Origin of the sequence: Pedobacter gandavensis, assembly GCF_032678745.1 — a bacterium.
In the GTDB taxonomy this organism is placed as follows: Bacteria; Bacteroidota; Bacteroidia; order Sphingobacteriales; family Sphingobacteriaceae; genus Pedobacter; species Pedobacter gandavensis_C.
Map to the genome: position 1 here is coordinate 131,327 of NZ_JAVTST010000007.1, position 22,203 is coordinate 153,529.

Genomic DNA, 22,203 nt, shown 5'->3' on the forward strand with positions numbered 1-22,203 from the left:
AAACAATACCCAACATGACTCGCTTTAAATTTTCCTGGCTAGCCATCCTGCTGCTTTTCACAGGAACCTCCGGCTTCGCACAGTTGTCTGATTCTGCGTATGTACGTCAGAACTATACCAAGATCGAACGCAATATTCCAATGCGCGATGGCATTAAACTATTTACAGCCATTTATATCCCCAAGGATAAGCAGAGCAAATACCCCTTCATGATCAACCGAACGCCTTATACGGTTGCCCCTTACGGAGAAGATAAATACAAAACCACACTTGGCCCCTCTCCATTATTCCTCAAAGAAGGCTTTATTTTCGTGTACCAGGATGTCCGTGGAAAATGGATGAGTGAGGGTGAATTTGTGGATGTAAGGCCGCATAATGATCAAAAGAAAGGAAAAAAAGACATTGATGAGAGTTCCGATACTTACGACACCATCGACTGGCTCCTAAAAAACATCCCTAATAACAATGGAAAAGCGGGTATGTATGGCACCTCTTACCCTGGTTTCTACTCTTCAGCAGCATTACCAGGTGCCCATAAAGCATTGAAAGCTGTATCCCCACAAGCACCGGTTACCGACTGGTTTTTGGGAGATGACTTCCACCACAATGGTGCATTTATGCTGGCCGATGCCTTTAGCTTTTACTCCTCTTTTGGCGTTCCAAGGCCCAAACCTATCACTCCTGATAAAGGGCCAAAACCGTTTAAATACCCGATTACGGACAATTATCGCTTTTATCTAAGTATAGGCGCGTTGAAAAATGTAAAGGAAAAATATTTTGCTGATAGCATTCAATTCTGGAATGACCTCATGGCCCATGGCAATTATGATGAATTTTGGAAATCCAGGAACATCAGGCCACATTTAAAAGGCGTAAAACCAGCTGTTCTAGTAGTTGGTGGATTCTTTGATGCGGAAGACGCATATGGCGCGTTACATACATATAAGGCTATTGAAGACCAAAACCCTACTGCAACAAATCACCTGGTGATGGGTCCATGGTTCCATGGCGGATGGTCTAGAAGTACAGGTGAAAGTTTTGGAGACATCAACTTCGGACAAGCCACCAGCACCAGTTACCAGAAAAACCTGGAATTCCCTTTCTTCATGCAATACCTCAAAGATGCAAAAGATGCTAAGCTTGCAGAAGCCAATATCTTCGTAACAGGTAGTAATGAGTGGAGAGGTTTCGAAACCTGGCCACCGAAAAATACCGAAACAAAAACACTTTATTTCCAGCCAGAAGGACAATTGAGTTTCGAGAAACCAACTGCTACAAATAGCTTTGAGCAGTACGAAAGCGATCCGAATGCACCTGTTCCTTATCAGGATGGCGTACAGGCGAGAAGAACCAGAGAGTACATGATCGATGATCAGCGTTTTGCTGCCCGCCGACCGGATGTACAGGTTTTCCAAACCGCAGTGTTGACAGAAGACATAACCCTTGCAGGTCCTTTAATGGCAAACCTGATCGTTTCCACTACCGGAACCGATGCCGATTATGTAGTCAAATTAATTGATGTATATCCCGAGGATACCCTAGCAACGGAACCAAACCCTAAAAACATTATTATGGGCGGTTACCAGATGTTGGTTAGAGGCGAAGTGATGCGTGGAAAATTCAGAAACAGCTTTGAAAAACCTGAGCCATTTACTCCAGGACAAATCACCAAAGTAAATTATAGCATTCCTGATGTGGCGCATACCTTCAAGAAAGGCCACCGCATTATGATTCAGGTTCAAAACTCCTGGTTCCCATTGGTAGATAGAAATCCACAGGTATTTACAGACATTTACCATGCCTCAGATAGTGATTTCAAGAAAGCCACGCACCGTATTTATCATGATACCAACAATGCCTCAGCGGTATCCGTTACCTTGTTAAAGCCTTAATTAAAAAATGAAAAAGATTATATTACTATTACTGACCTTACTTAGCATACATCAGCTAGGTAAGGCACAGTTGCTTAAAGAAAAACACACATTTAGTCGCGCAGATACCTTAAGAGGTACATTAAGTCCATTGCGCAGTTGTTACGACATCAATTACTACCACCTGGATGTGAAAGTAGACATTGACCAGAAGTTCATCAGTGGCAGCAATGAATTCCAATTTACCGCCACCCAGGATTTCAATAAGCTACAGTTCGACCTGTTTGCCAATCTGAAAGTAGAAAAAGTAGTCTACAAAGGTCAAGAAATCCCATTCAACAGAGCCTTCAATGCAGTCTTTGTAACCTTTCCTGAAACCATAAAAAAAAGTCATAAAGGTAGTTTCACTGTATTTTACGCTGGAAATCCTATCATTGCAAAAACCCCACCCTGGGATGGGGGATTCATTTTCAGTAAAGATAAATCTGGCAACCCATGGGTTTCGATGGCTTGTCAGGGATTGGGTGCCAGCAGTTGGTGGCCTACTAAAGACCATCAAAGCGATGAAGTCGATAGCATGATGATCAGCATCAGTGTACCTAAAGGACTCCAGGATGTTTCCAATGGCCGTTTACGCAGCATCGTTGAAAAACCTGATGGTTATACCCAATACAACTGGTTTGTGGGCAATCCGATCAACAACTATAATGTTGCCCTTTATATAGGAAAATACGCACATTGGGCTGATGAATTTGAAGGTGAAAAAGGAAAACTCAGCATCGACTATTGGTCTCTAAAAGAAGACAGCACCAAGGCCCGCCCACATTGGGACGCTGATGTGAAGCCGATGCTCAAATCATTTGAACACTGGTTTGGTCCTTATCCATTCTATGAAGATGGCTATAAACTAGTACAGGCGCCTCACCTGGGCATGGAACACCAAAGTGCAGTCGCCTATGGAAACCAATTCAAACAAGGCTATCTAGGTCGCGACCTTTCCGGTTCAGGCTGGGGAATGAAGTTCGATTTCATCACCATCCATGAAAGTGGTCATGAGTGGTTTGGAAACAACATCACCTCCAAAGATATTGCGGATATGTGGATCCATGAAAGTTTCACCAATTATTCTGAAGCCCTATTTACCGAATCTACACAAGGAAAAGAAGCGGGTTCGGCTTATGTAATTGGCGTCAGAAAAGCCATTATCAACGACATTCCTATCATAGGCATCTATGGCGTTAACCATGAAGGTTCCGGAGATATGTATTACAAAGGTGCTAATATGGTACACACCATCAGGCAGCTGATTAATGATGATGAAAAATTCAGAAGCATCCTTAGGGGGATGAACAAGGTCTTTTACCATAAAACTGTTACCACAGAAGAAATTGAAAACTATATCGCCAAACAAGGTGGATTGAAGCTCAACAAAGTATTTGACCAATATTTAAGAACCACTATGGTTCCCGTATTGGAGTATAAAATTGAGGGGAACAAATTAACTTACCGTTGGACGAATACCGTAAAAGACTTTGATATGCCTGTAAAAGTAAGCTTGAAACCTGGCGAATTTTCCTTCATTTATCCAAATACAAAATGGAAAACCATCAATTTAAAAGCTAGCTTAAACAAAGACAATTTCCAGGTAGATCCCAATTTTTATATCAAAACAAAAAATATATTATAAATAAACACAAAACTCTGCAACAAAAGGGAATAGCACTGCGTCTTATAGAAAACCAAAACAATATGAAAAGATTAAGTTTAATACTAACATTCGCATTATTGAGCCTGGGATTACATAGTCAGGCTATTTCACCTATAAGAATCAGTGCTTCTCATCTTATGGATGAAGAAAGAAAAGTGAGCAATTTCACTGGGATCGCCATTGGAGGTTCGATCAAAACCTACGTAAAGATCGGAAATACGGAAAGTTTAAGGCTGGAAGGCGATCAGGAAGCCATAGACCAACTGATCACAGAAGTGAAAGACGGAACCTTATCCATCAGACCAAAAAAATCCGAATGGAAACGATGGTTCAATAACTCAGGAAACTCCAGAGTAACGGCTTACATTACTATTAAAAAGATCACCAATTTAGCGGTATCCGGATCAGGAAGTATTGATGTAGAACAAACCATCAATACCAATTCATTAGATGTAGCACTTAGTGGCTCCGGAAGTATTAAAGCAACTGTGAATGTCCAGAATTTTGATGCTGCCATTAGCGGTTCCGGCGGTATGAACATCAATGGAAAAGCAAAAAAAGCAGAAATTGCCGTTAGTGGATCTGGAGGGTTTTCTGGCAAATCATTCACAGCGGAGGATGTTGATGCACACGTTAGCGGTTCTGGTTCAGTTCACATCGACGTACAAAAAAGTCTGGATGCAGCCACCAGTGGTTCAGGAAGTGTCAACTATACTGGAAACCCAACGGTAAGCAAAGCAACTTCAGGATCTGGAAGAGTAAGAAAAGCAGATTAAGTGTTTCAGTAAAAAGCATAGCTAAATACAAATAAGTCCAAACAAAAAATCCCCGTATCAACCTGATACGGGGATTTTTTATATACTTAAAAACAAGCTTAGATACCTAATAGCAATCTTGCTGGATCTTCTAATAATTGTTTCACTCTTACTAAGAAACCTACAGATTCTCTACCATCAATGATTCTGTGATCATATGACAATGCTAAATACATCATCGGACGAATCACAACCTCACCTTTTTCTGCAATAGGACGCTCAATAATGTTGTGCATACCTAAAATTGCTGATTGTGGAGAGTTGATGATTGGCGTAGACATCATAGAACCGAATACACCACCATTGGTGATCGTGAACGTACCACCTGTCATCTCTTCGATAGTCAATTTGCTATCACGAGCTTTAGTAGCCAATTCAATAACTGTTTTCTCAATCTGAGCTAAAGTCATGCTTTCTGCATTTCTGATGATTGGAACAACCAATCCTTTAGGTGCAGAAACAGCGATAGAAACATCTACAAAATCATTGTAAACCACTTCTTCACCATCGATTCTAGCATTTACTGCTGGGAAATCTTTCGCTGCTTCACAAACTGCTTTAGTGAAGAAACTCATGAAACCCAAACCAACACCATATTTTTCTTTAAACTGGTCTTTATATTTTGAACGAAGGTCCATGATAGGTTTCATGTTTACCTCGTTAAAAGTAGTCAACATCGCTGTTTCGTTTTTGACAGCTACCAAACGCTTGGCAACGGTTTTACGTAGTGGCGACATTTTCTGTCTGCGTTCTCCTCTTGCACCTGCAACAGCAGCTACAACTGGTGCAGCAGCAGGAGCTGCAGCTTTCTTAGGCGCTGCTTTTTCTGCTTTTAAAGCATCTTCCTTAGTGATTCTTCCGTCAACACCAGTACCTTTTACAGATCCAGCTTCTATTCCTTTTTCTGCAAGGATTTTTCCCGCAGATGGAGATGGCGTACCAGTAGCATAGCTATCACCAGATTTCGCAGCAGCTACAGGAGCAGCGGCTTTATCTTCAGCAACAGCGGCTTTAGGCGCTTCTTCTGCTTTAGCAGCAGGAGCGGCACCACCTTCTTCAATATTACAAACGACTGCACCGATAGCCAAGGTATCACCTTCAGCAGCAACAATCCTTAAAGTTCCAGCCTGTTCTGCAGTTAATTCAAAAGTTGCTTTATCAGATTCTAATTCCGCAATCACTTCATCCATTTCTACTACATCACCATCATTTTTCACCCAGCGTGACAAAACAACTTCGGTAATCGACTCGCCTACCGGCGGAACTTTTATTTCTATACTCATAACTGATGTATTATATTTTTCTAATCTACATTATTACTTTACTCAGAGAATTCCCAGTAATGCCTTAAACGGTTTGATTTACAGGCATTTCAAAAGATTTAGACAGGATATACGCTTGTTGATCTGCATGTTGTTTTGCAAAACCAGAAGCTGTACTGCTGCTTTCTTTTCTTGAAATCACTTCAATATTACTAAAGATAGTTCTTCTTAATCTACGCAACAAATACGGCCATGCGCCCATGTTTTCAGGCTCTTCCTGAACCCAAACAGCTTCAGTAGCATTTTTATATTTGGCATAAACTTCTTCCATCTGAGCTACCGGAGTTGGATACAATTGCTCCACCCTTACAATAGCTACATCTTTAATCTGTTCTTTTTGTTGTTTATCCAACAACTCATAATAAATTTTTCCGCTACAGAATAATACTCTGTTAACCTCAGCAGCTTTCACATTTGCGTCATCAATTACTTCCTGGAATTTACCTTCTGTAAAGTCGGCTAATTTAGAAACACAAGCTGGGTGACGTAAAAGGCTTTTCGGTGTAAATACCACCAATGGCTTTCTGAAATCACGTTTAAATTGTCTGCGGATCGCGTGGAAGAAATTTGCAGGAGTAGAACAGTTGGCTACTTGCATATTATAATCTGCACATAGCTCCATGAAACGCTCAATACGTGCGGAAGAGTGTTCCGGACCCTGACCTTCATAACCATGTGGCAATAACATTACCAAACCGTTTTCACGTTGCCATTTCGTTTCTGCACTGGCAATATATTGATCTACTACAATCTGAGCGCCGTTAAAGAAGTCACCAAACTGTGCTTCCCAAATCGTTAATGCATTTGGATTTGCCATGGCATAACCATATTCAAAGCCCAATACACCATACTCAGATAAATGAGAATTGTAAATATCAAAAGAAGCCTGATCAGCAGATACATTCGCCAATGGGATGTATTCTTCTTCAGAATCTTCTAAAGTCAACACGGCATGACGGTGAGAGAAAGTTCCTCTTTCCACATCCTGACCGCTCAAACGAACGCGTTTACCTTCGGCCAATAAAGTACCGTAAGCTAATTGCTCGCCCATTGCCCAATCGAACACATGAGAAGTATTTGCCATTTTGCTACGCTCATCAAAAAGTTTCTCAATTTTCTTGAAGAACTTTTTATCTGAAGGAAGCGTAGAGATGCTTTTAGCTACCCCTAATAAAGTGGCCTCATCTACTGAAGTATCAGGAGAGCTTTCGAAATCTTTCACGGTAGCAATACGCATGTCTTTCCATGCACCACCAAATTTCACATCCTGATAAGTAGAAGTAATTTCTTTAGCTTCATTTAAGCAGCCTTGCAAAATACCGCGGAATTCTTTTTCCATTGTTTTTGCAACAGAAGCTTCTAATTTACCTTCTTTAATCAACTGATCAACATAGATATCGCGAGGATTCGCATGTTTCTCGATTGCTTTGTACAATAAAGGTTGGGTAAATTTAGGCTCATCAGACTCATTATGACCGAATCTACGGTAGCATAAGATATCGATGAACACATCATTTTTATATTTCTGACGGTACTCCATAGCCAGATTAATCGCGTAAACCAAAGCCTCCACATCGTCACCATTTACATGGAAAACCGGTGATAAAGTTACTTTAGCGATATCTGTACAGTAAGTACTCGAACGTGCATCTTTATAATTTGTAGTGAAACCGATCTGGTTGTTGATGATCAGGTGAATGGTACCTCCAGTTTTGTAACCGTCTAAGCCAGCCATCTGAATCACTTCATAAACGATCCCCTGACCAGCGATAGAAGCATCACCATGAATCAAGATTGGTGCAATACGGGCATTATCACCATCATATTTGAAATCGATCTTCGACCTGGTCATTCCTTCAACCACTCCGTTTACTGTTTCCAGATGCGAAGGGTTAGGGCATAAACTCAAGTGAACATTTTTACCATCATTAGTGGTTACATCTGTCGAGTAACCTAAGTGATATTTTACGTCACCACCAAACGGTGATTCTGCGCTATATCCTTTACCTTCAAACTCAGCGAAAATATCTTTGTAAGACTTTTGCATAATGTTGGCCAAAACGTTCAGCCTTCCACGATGCGCCATTCCAATTACAAACTCCTGAATACCTAAAGCGGCACCCTTTTCAATTACAGAGTCCAATGCTGGAATTAATGCCTCAGCACCTTCCAAAGAGAATCTTTTTTGTCCAAGGAACTTGGTTCCAAGGAAACTCTCAAAGCATACTGCCTCATTTAATTTTGTAAGGATCCTTGTTTTCTCATCAATAGAGAAATTAGGCGTGTTACGAACACTCTCCATTTTCTTCTCAATCCATGACAACACTTCCGGGGTACGTACATACTTGTACTCTGCACCGATCGAACGGCAGTAAGTCTGGTTTAAGAAAGCAACGATTTCGCTTAATTTAACCGCTCCGATTCCAAGCTCAATACCTGCATTGAAAACAGTATCAAGATCAGCATCAGACAAATTGAAATTTACCAGATCTAAAGTTGGCAAGTGCTTGCGTCTTTCTCTAACCGGGTTAGTATGTGTAAACAAGTGGCCACGCTGACGGTAACCGTTGATCATGTTTAAAACACTAACTTCTTTTAGGAAATGTTCAGGCGTTTCCTCTCCTGTTACCGGAGATGAACTTCTTCCGAAGTCGAAGCCTTCAAAAAATTTCTGCCAACCAAATTCAACCGAATTGGGATCTTCCTTAAATGCTTGATAAAGGGACTCTACGTATTCGGCGTTTTCGCCGCTGAGATAAGATAAATTATCCATTATGTGTGAATATGCTATATTGAAGCAAAATTAGGATTTTACCTATTAAGTAGGGCAATTTTCTTTATAAATATTCCAAAAAATCCGTCATATCACGGACATTCTTTAGCGGCGTTAGCCGATCTTGAACAAGGATATCAAATTCAGAGATTAAACTGCCTGCAACTAACAGGGGCACGTTAAGGTGATCCATCACTTTACCTATAATTTTATTGACATTTTTACCCAGATTCAGAGAGGTTAAAACCGTAAAAGCAAAATCCGGCCGATACGATTCTACCACTTTTATCAAATCTGAATAAGGGGTTTCTAGTCCGAGGTACAAACTATCATGCCCCCGGCTTTTCAATAAGTAACGGGCAAAAAGCAGGCCATTTTCATGCATTTCCGATTCAGGCAGGAAAAGAAGAAATTTCTTAGTACCAGAAAGTACTGGCTGACCTACGGAATTGATCTCAATAATGATCCGCTCCCGGATCAGATTGGAGGCAAAATGTTCATGTGCAGGATCAATGGCACCGGTTTGCCATAGCATCCCGATTTTTTTCATGAAAGGAAAAATGACCAGATCCATCGTTTTAACCAATCCCATTTCCCCAATACACGTGTTTAATACCCGTACAAACTCCAGTTCATCAAAAGCAATGGTGGCTTTACATAAGCTCATCATCTGCAGCGATTCCTTACCCAGGTCGGTTTTCAGCTTCCCTACCAAATTGGAAATAACCTCCTGCCCCATCCTGGCAATCTTGCTGATTTTATAGCCGTTCTCATTTAAAGCCACAATATTGAGTAGCGTCCTAAGGTCATCCTCATTGTAAAAACGAATATTAGTTGGCGTTCTTTTTGGTGGAACCAGGTTATACCTCACCTCCCATGCCCTGATGGTATGTGCTTTGATACCGATCAGCCCTTCGATATCACTTATTGAAAATTTCCTCACGTTATAGGGACAACAATTGTACACCCGCATTGTTTAAAAACAAAACAGGTTCAATCAGCCTTTCATTAGAGAGAGTCTTTTCACCTGAGCAGCAAAGCGCCTTCCTATGGGAATTTCAAGCGTACCAATCTCTACATCACAGCTGGTAAAAGCGGTGATCCGGTTAATAGAAACAATAAAAGACCGATGAATTCGTATAAAATATTGATGTGATAACATCGCTTCTAATGCCGTTAAAGATTGTTTTACTAACAAGGGAGCCCCCTGATCCCTGTATATTTTAATATAATCTTTGACGCTTTCTATGTAAATAATCTGATCCAAAAACACTTTTATCGTCTTCCGATTTGCCCTAAAACAAATAAACTCCATACCAGCCCTTGAAATCCGATCTTCCTGAGCATTTCCCGATCCGATCACTTTATTGACAGCCTTTAAAAACCGTTCTAAACTAACTGGTTTCAACAAAAAATCAACTGCATCCAATTCGAAGGCTTCAACGGCATACTCCTCATGAGCAGTCACAAAAATCACTTTTGGTGGGTGCTGTAATGTTTTTATCATACTTGTACCCAGTAGATGGGGCATTTGTATGTCCAGAAATATCAAATCAACCTTCTCAGTCTTTAGAATTTCCATAGCCTGAAAAGCATTGCCGCAGATCGCAACCAGTTCCAGTTGCTCCACAAGCTGAATATACTGCTTGAGCAACTTTTGCCCAATCAATTCATCATCTACGAGTAAACACTTTAAGTTCATATTTTACATCCCTTAAAAATTTCTTAAATTATCATTGCTGTGATTTTCCCTTGGATTGAGAGGTTCATATCGCAGCAACTCCATATGCCTTAGGTTAGACACTAGCAAAGCAAAAAAATAAAATCAGGGATGAGTATAGTACCATATCAAAATATGAGTACAATTGATTAACAACAATCATTACGCCAAAACGTTTTCCAATAAACAACTTAAAATCAACCACTAACAACTTAAACAAAGCCACTAATCACAAATTACACCACACAATTCTGTTCAGCATCTTAAACCGGTTGTCTGGATATAGGCATCCCACATCCAGCTAAATTAGATTTTTGGTATAGCTAAGACAACGATATTTATCAAAAAATAAAGCTCAAGAAGATGAAAAAATTAATCATTCCGTTAGCGATTAGCAGCTTATTATTGCTAACGAGCTTACAAAAGCTAAATGCTCAGGTCAATTTGGAAACGGTTACCATCAGAGGGGATGCCACAAAAGCGATCATCACAGAAAAGGTATCGAATTCCTTCAGCAGTTTATTTAAAGATGCCAAAGAACCACAATGGCTCGTCGTCAATAAAAGGTATGTGGTCAACTTTATCCTCGATGATCAGAGAAACAAGGCTGTATTTACCAAAAACGGAGAGCTGGTTTATCACCTCAGTTATGGCACAGAGAAAAACGTTCCAGATCAAATTTTAAAAAAGATTCAAAGCGAATATGAGGGTTATACCCTAGGCTCCGCGATAAAAGTAACCACAAAAGAAAAGATGCTTTGGATGCTAAACTTAGAAAATAGCAAACAGATCTTGATTATTAGGGCAACAGAAGAAGAGATGGGTGTGATTGATCGGATTAAAAAAAGTTAATTAAACCATAGATGGTGTATCAGAAACGAGTGTTTCCAATAGCTTGATCTGCTTTTCCAGATCAAATGTATTTTTAGATTTTAGGTCTTTTCCTGCGCCGGCAACATTTGCCCAATTGCCCCAATTACTTGCCGGAGCATAATCTATCAGCTTTTCCTCAAAATATACTGCACCATTTGTCCAGTGTATCTTTAAAATATGAATGAGAAAAGTAGAAACCAATAGCCTCCCTGTATGGGAAATAAAACCGTTGGTATTCAATTCCTGCATATATCGATCCACGATAGCATGACCAGTGTTTCCATTTTTCCATTTCAGCAGATCTGGATGCTCATTTTCAGTAGGACTAAAAAACTCCTTTTCAAATTCTTCCGGTTCCTGGAAAAAAGCAATTCCATGTTTTTTAAACATGAACCTAAAATAGTCGCGCCACAATAAACCCAGAAGGATTTGGTTGAAATTCGCATTACCACCAAAAGCTGCTTCTGCTTCTTTTAACTTCCAATATACTTTTCTTGGCGATAAACAACCTAAAGAAAGCCATCCGGATAATCTGGAAGAAAAACCAGGCTTATCTCCTGCATTTTTCACAGGCTTCTGATGAATCTCTGCACCTTCCAATAACAACTCCCTCAAATGTTCCAGTCCGGCCTCTTCACCACCTGTAAACGCAAAATCAGGAAAATCTGCAGCATCTGCTTCAAATCCTAAATCAGCAAGTGTTGGCAGCACACCCCAGTCTTCATTTTCAACAAATGTGATCTCTTCAGGACTCAGAAAACAGGATTTCACCATAGCATCCCTTTCTGTTTTCTTTTTGAACTGTGCAAAAACGTCTGGAATATCTTTGATTGGAAAGGGAAGGTCTTCCTTATTATATAAGGTATGACCAATGAAATGTTTTAAGTTGATTTTTTGCTTCCATAAAAGATCCTCCATTTTGGTAGAGACTACGGTCTCTTCCGGAGCGACTTCGCGATGGTGATAAACTTCAGAAATGTCAAAATCGGTCACCAGCCTTGCCATAAATTCTTCCGGATTCCCATGAACCAGTAAGATATCCCCACCCAGCTTTTGAAAAGACAGTCTCAGGGCGGCCACACTTTCCAATAAAAACTTTGCCCGATGGATCCCCGTCTTTAATGTTGCAAATCGGGTTTCATGAAAATACTGTGGATCAAAAAAATAAACCGGTAAAATACTCTCAGATTTAGCAAGCGCTTCAACCAACATTTCATTGTCGTGTAATCGAAGATCATTTCTAAACCAAACGAGTATTCTTTTAGATTTCATTAAAGACTGAATAACTGACATAACAATTAACAAAAATATACGAATTATTAGCTTAGTACGAATTCATAAAGCAATATTTACATAAGCGCAACAAACATTTTGCAGATAAATGGTTTATATTAAAAAAAAACACAATTACTTGGTGATATAAATTATGGGCAAGCACATTCTGATGACCGGAGCAACTGGCATGATTGGCAAAAAACTACTTCGGAGTTTGCTGGAAAAGGGGCACACTGTAGCCATACTATCCAGAAAAATGGTAAATATAAAAGAGGTAAAAGTGTATCTATGGGATGTTAAAAAATCCAGTATTGATCCCAACTGTTTATTGGGTGTAGACACCATCATCCACCTGGCGGGAGAAAACATTGCCTCCAAAAAATGGACGGAAGCGCGCAAGAAAGAGATCATCGACAGTCGGGTTTTATCCGCAGAACTTCTTTATAAAACCATCAAAATACAACAAGCTCCTGTAAAAACCTTTATATCCGCTGCGGCATTAGGATATTATGGGGATACGGGGGAAGAAATAGTGACCGAGGAAAGCCCAAATGGCACCGGATTTCTAGCCAATTGCTGCAGACAATGGGAAGCTGCCGCTGATGCAGGGCTGGCTATGGGGATCCGGGTGGTAAAATGGAGGTTAGGTTTTATCCTTGCCCCTAATGAAGGTGCCTTAAAAGCAATGGACCAACCCATCCGCTATTTTGTAGGCTCCGGACTTGGCAGCGGGAAACAATGGGTCTCCTGGGTACATATTGATGATGTGCTGGAAATGTTTAGCCATTCCGTAGAGAACCAAAGCTACACAGGAGCATACAATGCCGCTGCGCCTCATCCTGCAAGCAATCTCAGCTTGAGCAAAGAAATTGCAAAGCAGCTGCATCGCCCAATCTGGCCGATCAATGTACCTGCCTTTGCCTTAAAAATCATCCTTGGAGAACTCAGTGAAATTGTCCTGAGCAGCAATTATGCTTCGGCACAAAAGCTATTGGATACAGGATTTAAATTTAAATATCCGCAACTTTCTGCTGCACTATCCGATATTTACAAAGATTCCATTAGCGAAAGCTAAAAAATTGACACAAAACTCCATTCATGAAGCCGAAAATTAACATCTGTTGGTTAAGAAGAGACCTAAGACTCGAAGACAATGCTGCCCTTTATCACGCACTAAAAGACGGGTATCCCCTATTGCTTCTGTTTATTTTCGACAAAAATATTCTGAGTAAACTCGCTAATAAACAGGATACCAGAGTCAACTTTATACACCAAACCCTAACCAGCCTCGGCGATAAGCTCCAGAAAAACCAGGGTTCATCCATCCTGATTAAATATGGTACAGTAGAGGAAGTATGGGCAACACTCTGCGAAACTTACCAAATCAATGCCGTCTATACTAATCATGATTACGAACCGGACGCAATAAGAAGAGATGAGCGCATTAGCGAGCAACTCCGATTAGCGAACATCAGCTTCCATAGTTACAAGGATCAGGTCATTTTTGAAAAAGACGAAATCACTAAAGCGGATGGACTTCCTTATACGGTGTTCACTCCATACTTCCGCCAATGGCAACAAAAGCTCAGCAAATTTTATGCGAGCGCCTACCCAACAGAAAAGTACTTCCAACATTTTATGCCAAGCCCGGCATTTCCAATCCCTAGTCTGGAAGAGATTGGATTTGAGGCTTCGGCACAACAATTTCCTGGCAAGGATTTCGAAGACAAGCTGGATGGTTATGAGTTAAACAGAGATTTCCCAGCAGCGGATGCAACCTCCCATATAGGAATTCACCTGCGCTTTGGCACGATCAGTATCCGGCAGGCCATTCGCAGTGCGATAGAGCAAAAAGCCGAGAAATGGCTTTCTGAACTTGCCTGGCGAGACTTTTACCAGATGATCCTATGGCATTTCCCACATACAGTAACCAGGTCCTTTAAACCCAAATACGACCACATCAAATGGAGAAACCGCCCGGAAGAATTTGAAGCATGGTGTCAGGGAAATACGGGCTATCCATTGGTAGATGCAGGAATGCGTCAGCTCAATGCAACCGGATACATGCACAATCGTGTTCGTATGGTGGTGGCCAGCTTTTTAACCAAGCATTTGCTCATCGACTGGCGATGGGGAGAAGCCTATTTTGCAGAAAAACTATTGGATTATGAGATGGCCAGCAATGTAGGTGGCTGGCAGTGGGCATGCGGATCTGGAAATGATGCTGCACCATACTTCAGGGTATTTAACCCTGAGTTGCAAATGAAGAAATTCGACCCGCAATTGAAGTATGTGGACCAATGGCTTCCTGCCTATAAACAACTAAAGCACATCCTACCAATTGTAGAACATGCTTTTGCCAGAGAAAGGGTCTTGAAAGTTTTTAAAGCGGCATTAAATGAATAATGCCGCTATTATATGTTAGTTGGTTACTGCTAATATTTCTACGCTATAATCCAGACAAGAATTTGCAGGGATCGTACTACCAGCGGTAGAGGCTGCATTTCCATAAGCCAGTACAGAAGGAATGAACATCCTTACTTTACTGCCCTTAGTGAATTTAGGCAACATAATTCTGAAGGCAGGAATCAGCGTTTTTGGCAATACAGTAATTGTGGATTCCTGAGTTACCACGGCATCCAGTGTTTTCATGGTATAACTAAAATTCACCAATGAATTCAGGTTGATCAGATCAGTACCGGTACCCGCAGTGATGGTTTGTAAATATATACCAGACTCATCTTTAACTGCAGTAATGCCATTAGCCGTTAAATAAGCAGTGATATGCTTGTCATCCAAAACCTTTTGTGCTTCTTTAAAAGTAGTCACCGTGATGATCATAATTTCATTGGAAGGGATCCCAGCAGTTGGAATTCCATTTTTACCAAAAGCCAGGTAAGAAGGCAGGTAAATTTTAGTTGTTCCACCAGGTTGTAATTTACGAAGCACATCAGCAATTGCCGGAATACCCTTATTATAAAATCCAAATGCAGAACCTACACGTTGTCCCTCATTACGAGTTGCATTTGTAGAAGTGTAAACTGTTCCGGTAGAAAGTCCTGTCACGTTAATTTGGTAACGTACTGAATCTGTTCTTTTATAAGGAGCATCAGTACTTCCTGCAGGCTGATTTAGCACATAGTAATAACCTGTTTTAGCAGAATCTGGAATGGCAGTAATATTGTTTTTTGCGAAGTATTCTGACAATTTAGTTTCATCTAACATCTGAATAGTCTCATACTCCTTTTTACAGGAACTAAAAATAACGATTGTCGCTAATAAGGCAACGGTATAAAGTGATAACTTTTTAATCATTTTGTATTTTCTGTTTTATATTTTATATTCTTTAAGGTAATCGTATAATCTAGTATTGCAAATGGAGGAATTCCATTTCCAGTAAAATTCTTATAAGCTAGTGCAGAAGGAATAATCATTCTGATCTGACCGCCAGCTGTGATTTTTGACAGACCAATTTTCCATCCCTCCATGGCATAATTCAAGTTCACACCCAACGAATCGGTTTCCGCAACGGTTTGAAACGCTGATGATGCGCGCAAAAGACGGCCCTGAAAATAAACCATCACTGAGTCTGTTGGTGTTGGGTAAACCGTCCCCTTACCTGGCGTGATGATCTGATAATTCAACCCTGAAGGATCTACAATCATCGACAGGTTATTGGAATCTACATATTTTTTTATCGTTATCGCGTCCAATTCCTTCTGTTTTTCCACCTCATAAGGAGGGGTTTTCTCGCAGGCAGCAAATAAAGCGCACAGCAGAAACACCAACAGCAAAATCTTGTTTTTTAACATAATAGACAAAAATAGTCTTTTATTGCCGATAGCGCAATTTTTAACCAATTTTAACAAATAGAAAAACATAGGCAAAAAAAACGCCCTTAATAAAATTAAGAGCGCCCAGTTTAATTATGAATCTATACGTTAATAGCAATATTTATTGGCTGCAATCACTTGTTGGGCTACCTTTTGACGGGTTTCTTTTACATTGAAAGCTTCCATTTTGGTAAAGCGGCGTAAGCCTACCATCATCATGCGTTGTTCATCACCATCGGCAAATGCCCATAAAGCTTCTTTACCTGCTTTTTGCAAGGCATCTACAGCTTCCACAAAATATATGCGCATCAGGTTAACCTGACCTTCGCAAGCGGCTTCACCACGCAGGCTTACCAACTTTTCTGTTCTTAGCATTGCTGATTCCGCCACATACACATAGCTGGCCATATCGGCAATGTTCATTAAAATCTCTTGTTCCTTAGAAAGGCTCATCATCAATTTCTGAACAGCAGCACCGGCCACCATTAAAGTAGCCTTTTTCAGGTTTTTAATGATTTTCTTTTCTGCAGCAAACAAAGCATCATCCTCTTCTCCAAAATCGGGAATAGACATCAATTCGGCAGCTACAGCAGTAGCAGGCGTCATCAAATCCAACTCGCCTTTCATGGCGCGTTTCAACATCATATCCACCGTCAGTAACCTATTGATCTCATTAGTTCCTTCGAAGATTCTGTTGATCCTTGCATCACGATAAGCACGGTCCATTGGCGCTTCCGCCGAGAATCCCATCCCACCATAAATCTGCACACCTTCATCTACCACATAATCCAGGGCTTCAGAACCCCATACTTTCAGGATTGCACATTCTACCGCATATTCTTCTGTAGATTTCAGCTTGGCCTTACTCGCATCCATTCCGCCTTCAACCAATCGTTCGTAAGCATCATCAATATTCTGACCTGCGCGATAATTCGCAGACTCTACCGCATAAACTTTTGCCGCCATTTCCGCTAATTTGTAACGAATGGCACCATATTTAGAAATCGGACGGTCGAACTGAATCCTTTCATTAGAATAATTAATCGCGGTATCAATGACTGCCTTAGAAGCGCCGATTGCTGCGGCCGACAATTTAATCCGGCCAATATTTAAAATATTCACGGCAATCTTAAAGCCATTCTGACGATCAGAAAGCATATTTTCTACTGGCACCGGGCAATCATTGAAAAACACCTGTCTGGTAGAAGAACCTTTGATCCCCATTTTATGCTCTTCCGGATTCATGGTAATGCCTCCAAAATCACGCTCTACAATGAAAGCGGTTAAATTGGCATCATCATCAATCTTAGCAAAAACGATAAAAATATCTGCAAAACCACCATTCGTGATCCACATCTTCTGACCAGTGATCAGGTAATGTGTCCCGTCTTCAGAAAGTTTTGCTTTAGTTTTCCCTGAATTGGCGTCTGAGCCAGAATTCGGCTCCGTTAAGCAATAAGCTGCTTTCCATTCACCTGTTCCCAGTTTAGGAATATATTTCGCTTTTTGCGCTTCATTTCCATAATATAAAATCGGTAAGGTACCAATTCCGGTATGTGCAGAAAGTGCTACGGCAAAGGAATGACCTGCACCAATCACATCCGCAACCAACATTGAAGTATTGAAATTTTTGCCAAAGCCACCGAACTCTTCCGGGATGGAAACGCCTAAAATACCCAGGGCACCGGCTTTATCCATTAAAGCAGGCATCAAACCTTCTTCCTGAGTATCGATACGATCCAGGTTTGGATAAACTTCTGCCGCTAGAAAATCGCGACAAGTTTGCGCAATCATCTGTTGTTCTTCATCAAATTCTTCAGGAATAAATACATCCTGGTAATTGGTTTCTGTAATTAAAAACGCTCCACCTTTAATTGTTTTTTTGTCTGTAGTTTCCATAATATCTTATTAAAGCATTTCAAAAATTCCGGCAGCACCTTGTCCGCTACCCACGCACATGGTCACCATACCATATTTCTGATCCCTTCGTTTCAATTCATTAAATAACTGTACTGATAATTTAGCGCCGGTACATCCCAGTGGATGTCCGAGAGCAATGGCACCACCATTCACGTTTACCTTTGTTGCATTGATGCCTAAAGTCCGGATTACCGCTAGCGATTGTGAAGCAAAAGCCTCATTCAGCTCTATCAGATCCAGTTCTTCCAGTTTCATCCCTGCCATTTTCAAGGCTTTTGGAATGGCTTCAATTGGCCCGATTCCCATAATTCTTGGGGGTACACCAGCAATGCCATAACTTACCAAACGTGCAATCGGCTCTACGCCTAGTTCTTTCATTTTCTTTTCAGAAACCACCAGTACAAAGGCGGCACCATCAGAAGTCTGGGAAGAGTTACCGGCAGTTACACTGCCATCCGCTGCGAAAACAGGTTTCAGTTTCGCCAGTTTATCCAAAGAAGTATCCGCTCTTGGGCCTTCATCCGTATCCACTACATAACTGCGGGTTTTCTTTTTCATATTGCCATCCAGGTAATTTTCTACTACCGTAATCGGCGCAACACCTGCTTTCAAATGACCATTTTTAATCGCTTCCACCGCTTTCATATTCGATTGAAAAGCGAAAGCATCCTGATCTTCTCTACTCACTTTATATTCATTGGCTACTGCTTCTGCAGTTAAGCCCATTCCCCAATACCAATCCGGGTTTTTCATGGCTACATCTGCATTTGGAACAACTTTCCATCCGCCAAAAGGCATGCCCGACATCACTTCTACCCCACCGGCAATGATACAATCTGCCATTCCGCTTTTGATTTTTGCCACAGCTGTTGCGATGGTTTCCAATCCTGAAGCGCAATAACGGTTGATCGTTACGCCTGGGACTTTATCCGTATCCAATCCCATCAGCGATACCATACGCCCGATATTCAGGCCTTGCTCTGCTTCTGGAGTGGCATTTCCAACAATCACATCATCAATTTGAGTGGTATCCAGATTAGGTACGGAGGCCACCAGTTGTCTAATCACATCTGCTGCTAAATCATCAGCTCTGGTGAAACGAAATACACCACGCGGGGCCTTGCCCACTGCGGTACGATATCCTGCTATAATATATGCTTCTTGCATGATCTGTGTCTTTTAATAGAAAAAAATTAGTTTCTTAAAGGTTTCCCTTTGGTCACAATACTTTGAATCCTTTCCAGCGTTTTACGTTCTCCGCAAAGCGATAAGAAAGCTTCCCTTTCCAGGTCCAGCAAATATTGTTCTGTGACCTCTGTTGGTGCGGAAAGATCTCCACCACACATTACCCAACCCAATTTTTCCGAGATTTTCTTGTCATGTTCAGAAATATAATGACCCGAGTACATGGTATTTGCGCCGGCATAAACGATGCCAAGACCTTGTTTACCCAGTACCCTGATGTCTTTACGTGGCACCGCTTTCGTGTACCCAGCCTCAGCCAGCTCAATAGCTTTTGCTTTTGCATCAGCGATTAATCGGCTTCTGTTCATAGAGATCGAATATTTGTCTTTTTGCAGGTAACCCAGCTCAAAAGCTTCTACAGCAGAAGTAGATACTTTTGCCATACCGATGGTCAGGAACCTGTCTTTCAACACATTTTGCACAATCTGGTCTTCTTTATACTCATCGGAAGCGCGCAAAGCAAACTCCTTGGTACCGCCACCGCCAGGAATCACTCCAACGCCAAACTCAACCAATCCCATATAAGTTTCCGCATTCAACTGCACATGGTCAGCATGTAAACTAAATTCACAACCGCCACCCAATGTTAAATTATGCGGGGCAACCACTACCGGAATCGAAGAATAACGGATGCGCATGGAAGTATTCTGGAACATACGGATCGCCAGATTCAGTTCATCCCATTCCTGCTCTACAGCCATCATGAAAATCATGCCCACATTTGCACCTGCCGAGAAGTTAGCGCCATCGTTTCCGATGACTACCCCTCTATATTCTTTTTCTGCAAGGTCTATCGCTTTATTGATGGCTTGTAAAGTATCACCACCAATTGTATTCATTTTAGAATGGAATTCCACATTCAGGATGCCATCCCCAAGATCAATGATCGAGGCACCGCCATTTTTCCAAATGGTTTTATTGGCTCTTAAATTATCCAGTACGATGAAAGCTTCAGTTCCCGGAACAGCTTTATAGCTTTTAGAAGGAATGTCGTAATATTTTTTTACCCCATCCTCTACCTTATAGAAAGTGGTATGACCTGCGGCCAGCATTTCCTGAACCCATGCTGCAGCCTCATGTCCATATTTTTTCATACCTGCAATCGCATCGGCAATCCCTACTGCATCCCAAACTTCAAAAGGACCTAAATCCCAGGCAAAGCCAGCACGCATGGCATCATCAATTCGGTACAGCTCATCAGAGATTTCCGGAATACGATCCGATACATATTCGAACAGACCAAAGAAAGAAGCACGGAACAATTCTCCGGCTTTATCTTTTCCTGAGGCAAAAACTTTCATTCTGTCTTTAACATTCTCTATTGATTTAGTGATATCCAGCGTAGCTGATTTCACTTTCTCCTGAGGACGGTATTCCAGCGTTTTTAAATCCAGGGCTAAAATTTCTGTTTTGCCATCTGCACTTTTAGTTTTTTTATAAAAACCTTGCTGTGTTTTATCGCCCAACCATTTGTTGGCTTCCATTTTCTCTACATAAGCGGGAAGCTTAAAAAGATCATGTGCTTTATCCTCCGGACAATTGTCGTACAGCCCTTTGGAAACTTTAATCATCGTATCCAATCCCACCACATCAGTAGTACGGAAAGTTGCCGATTTCGGTCTGCCTAAAGCAGGACCAGTAAATTTATCAACCTCTTCTACGGTAAGGTCCATTTTCTCTACCAGATGGAGTAAAGACATGATGGAATACACACCTACCCTATTGGCAATAAATGCCGGGGTATCCTTACATAAAACAGTTGTTTTTCCTAAAAATTTATCTCCGTAATGCATCAGGAAATCCACCAGTTCCGGATTTGTATGTGGTGTTGGAATGATTTCCAGTAACCTCAGGTAACGCGGTGGATTAAAGAAGTGGGTACCACAGAAATTCGCTTTAAAATCTTCGGATCTTCCTTCTGCCATCAGATGAATTGGGATTCCGGAAGTATTGGAAGTAACCAATGATCCCGGTTTACGGAATTGTTCTACCTGTTCAAATACTTTTTTCTTAATGTCCAGATTTTCTACCACAACCTCAATGATCCAGTCGTAAGCGCTGATCTTTGGCATGTCATCGGTAAAATTCCCTGTTGTAATTTTATTCAACACCTTTTTTGTATAAACAGGAGAAGGATTGGTCTTCACCGTATTTTGCAAAGCAGCATTTACAATTCTATTCTTAACTGCCGGGTGGTCCAGGCTCAGTCCTTTAGACTGTTCCTCCGCGCTCAGTTCTTTCGGAGCAATGTCCAGTAAAAGTACTTCAACTCCAATGTTCGCAAAGTGACAAGCAATACGTGAACCCATAATACCTGAGCCCAATACTGCTACTCTATTTATCTTCTTGTTCATAATTTTCAGTAGGAATTTTATATGCCAGTGTAAGTTTATTCAGTTTCTGTAAAGACGAGATCAGGTTATTCTTTTCCTGTGTGCTAAAATGCGTGTTCAGGTATTCATTAAAAGAGATGACAACTTCCCTTGCGAGCAGTCTTTTCTCCCGGCCCAAATCTGTCAGGAAAACTTTCACCGAACGCTTATCACCGATGGAAGTCTCCCTGTATATTAACCCTTGTTCTTCCATATTGTTTAACATTCGTGATAAGCTGGTTGCTTTCACTCCCAGTAAACCGGCCAGCTTGGAAACAGCGGTACCTTCTTTTTCAATATTGATCAGCACATAGCCAATGGCCTGCGTGATTCCGAACCCGGAAGCGATCTGATTATAAGTGTTGGAAACATTCTGCCAAACCACCTTCAGGAAATAATCTACTGTCTCTTGTTGTTTCATTAATTACTATGCTTGCATAACAAAGCTATCGAATTAATAAATCAAATGCAAGCAA

General features: G+C 41.1%; 17 protein-coding genes. 6 read left to right on the plus strand and 11 right to left on the minus strand.

Features of this window, described 5'->3' with window-relative positions:
* The first annotated feature begins 14 nt into the window (after positions 1-14).
* The 3 genes from R2S10_RS19970 (at position 15) to R2S10_RS19980 (ending at position 4,355) form a co-directional block, all read left to right on the plus strand.
* A complete protein-coding gene (locus R2S10_RS19970; RefSeq protein ID WP_316842181.1) occupies positions 15-1,892 on the plus strand; it encodes a CocE/NonD family hydrolase in 1,878 nt (625 codons plus the stop codon).
* A 7-nt stretch (positions 1,893-1,899) separates the two neighbouring features.
* The gene (locus R2S10_RS19975) at positions 1,900-3,558 is read left to right on the plus strand and encodes a M1 family metallopeptidase (RefSeq protein WP_316842182.1); all 1,659 of its coding nucleotides are present in this window, start codon (positions 1,900-1,902) and stop codon (positions 3,556-3,558) included.
* Positions 3,559-3,620: 62 nt separating this feature from the next.
* Entirely contained in the window at positions 3,621-4,355 is a 735-nt protein-coding gene (locus tag R2S10_RS19980; RefSeq protein ID WP_316842183.1) for a head GIN domain-containing protein, read from the plus strand.
* A 98-nt stretch (positions 4,356-4,453) separates the two neighbouring features.
* Here the strand turns inward: R2S10_RS19980 and odhB are convergent, their stop codons facing one another.
* The 4 genes from odhB to R2S10_RS20000 all read right to left on the minus strand — a co-directional run bounded on the left by odhB (position 4,454) and on the right by R2S10_RS20000 (position 10,191).
* Positions 4,454-5,677: a 2-oxoglutarate dehydrogenase complex dihydrolipoyllysine-residue succinyltransferase gene (odhB, locus tag R2S10_RS19985; RefSeq protein WP_316842184.1), complete on the minus strand. Its 1,224-nt coding sequence runs from the start codon at positions 5,675-5,677 to the stop codon at positions 4,454-4,456.
* Positions 5,678-5,741: 64 nt separating this feature from the next.
* Complete coding sequence (locus R2S10_RS19990) at positions 5,742-8,489, minus strand: 2-oxoglutarate dehydrogenase E1 component (RefSeq protein ID WP_316842185.1); 2,748 nt, start codon at positions 8,487-8,489, stop codon at positions 5,742-5,744.
* Between the two features lie 64 nt (positions 8,490-8,553).
* Positions 8,554-9,432 (minus strand): MerR family transcriptional regulator, encoded by an 879-nt coding sequence (locus R2S10_RS19995; RefSeq protein WP_316842186.1) that lies wholly within the window; start codon positions 9,430-9,432, stop codon positions 8,554-8,556.
* 54 nt (positions 9,433-9,486) lie between these two features.
* Positions 9,487-10,191 carry a LytTR family DNA-binding domain-containing protein gene (locus tag R2S10_RS20000; RefSeq protein ID WP_316842187.1) on the minus strand — a complete coding sequence of 235 codons (705 nt, stop codon included), beginning with the start codon at positions 10,189-10,191 and terminating at the stop codon, positions 9,487-9,489.
* A 381-nt stretch (positions 10,192-10,572) separates the two neighbouring features.
* Between R2S10_RS20000 and R2S10_RS20005 the strand changes: the two genes are divergently transcribed.
* Positions 10,573-11,061 carry a hypothetical protein gene (locus tag R2S10_RS20005; protein ID WP_316842188.1) on the plus strand — a complete coding sequence of 163 codons (489 nt, stop codon included), beginning with the start codon at positions 10,573-10,575 and terminating at the stop codon, positions 11,059-11,061.
* Here the strand turns inward: R2S10_RS20005 and R2S10_RS20010 are convergent, their stop codons facing one another.
* Positions 11,062-12,354, minus strand: coding sequence for a DASH family cryptochrome (locus R2S10_RS20010; RefSeq protein WP_316842189.1), 1,293 nt, complete (start codon positions 12,352-12,354; stop codon positions 11,062-11,064). It lies immediately after the preceding gene.
* Positions 12,355-12,508: 154 nt separating this feature from the next.
* Between R2S10_RS20010 and R2S10_RS20015 the strand changes: the two genes are divergently transcribed.
* Both R2S10_RS20015 and R2S10_RS20020 read left to right on the plus strand, forming a co-directional pair.
* Positions 12,509-13,432, plus strand: coding sequence for a TIGR01777 family oxidoreductase (locus R2S10_RS20015; RefSeq protein ID WP_316842190.1), 924 nt, complete (start codon positions 12,509-12,511; stop codon positions 13,430-13,432).
* A gap of 23 nt (positions 13,433-13,455) precedes the next feature.
* Positions 13,456-14,763 (plus strand): deoxyribodipyrimidine photo-lyase, encoded by a 1,308-nt coding sequence (locus R2S10_RS20020; RefSeq protein ID WP_316842191.1) that lies wholly within the window; start codon positions 13,456-13,458, stop codon positions 14,761-14,763.
* Positions 14,764-14,778: 15 nt separating this feature from the next.
* On the opposite strand, the gene R2S10_RS20025 is transcribed toward R2S10_RS20020, so the two are convergent.
* From R2S10_RS20025 to R2S10_RS20050, 6 genes are all read right to left on the minus strand, one after another.
* Positions 14,779-15,672, minus strand: coding sequence for an FKBP-type peptidyl-prolyl cis-trans isomerase (locus tag R2S10_RS20025; protein ID WP_316842192.1), 894 nt, complete (start codon positions 15,670-15,672; stop codon positions 14,779-14,781).
* The gene (locus R2S10_RS20030) at positions 15,669-16,169 is read right to left on the minus strand and encodes an FKBP-type peptidyl-prolyl cis-trans isomerase (protein WP_316842193.1); all 501 of its coding nucleotides are present in this window, start codon (positions 16,167-16,169) and stop codon (positions 15,669-15,671) included. Before R2S10_RS20030 ends, R2S10_RS20025 begins: the two co-directional genes overlap by 4 nt.
* Positions 16,170-16,298: 129 nt before the next feature.
* A complete protein-coding gene (locus tag R2S10_RS20035; protein ID WP_316842194.1) occupies positions 16,299-18,089 on the minus strand; it encodes an acyl-CoA dehydrogenase family protein in 1,791 nt (596 codons plus the stop codon).
* 9 nt (positions 18,090-18,098) lie between these two features.
* The gene (locus tag R2S10_RS20040) at positions 18,099-19,277 is read right to left on the minus strand and encodes an acetyl-CoA C-acyltransferase (protein WP_316842195.1); all 1,179 of its coding nucleotides are present in this window, start codon (positions 19,275-19,277) and stop codon (positions 18,099-18,101) included.
* A gap of 26 nt (positions 19,278-19,303) precedes the next feature.
* A complete protein-coding gene (locus R2S10_RS20045; RefSeq protein ID WP_316842196.1) occupies positions 19,304-21,709 on the minus strand; it encodes a 3-hydroxyacyl-CoA dehydrogenase/enoyl-CoA hydratase family protein in 2,406 nt (801 codons plus the stop codon).
* Entirely contained in the window at positions 21,690-22,148 is a 459-nt protein-coding gene (locus tag R2S10_RS20050; RefSeq protein WP_265843229.1) for a MarR family winged helix-turn-helix transcriptional regulator, read from the minus strand. Before R2S10_RS20050 ends, R2S10_RS20045 begins: the two co-directional genes overlap by 20 nt.
* Positions 22,149-22,203 lie beyond the last annotated feature (55 nt).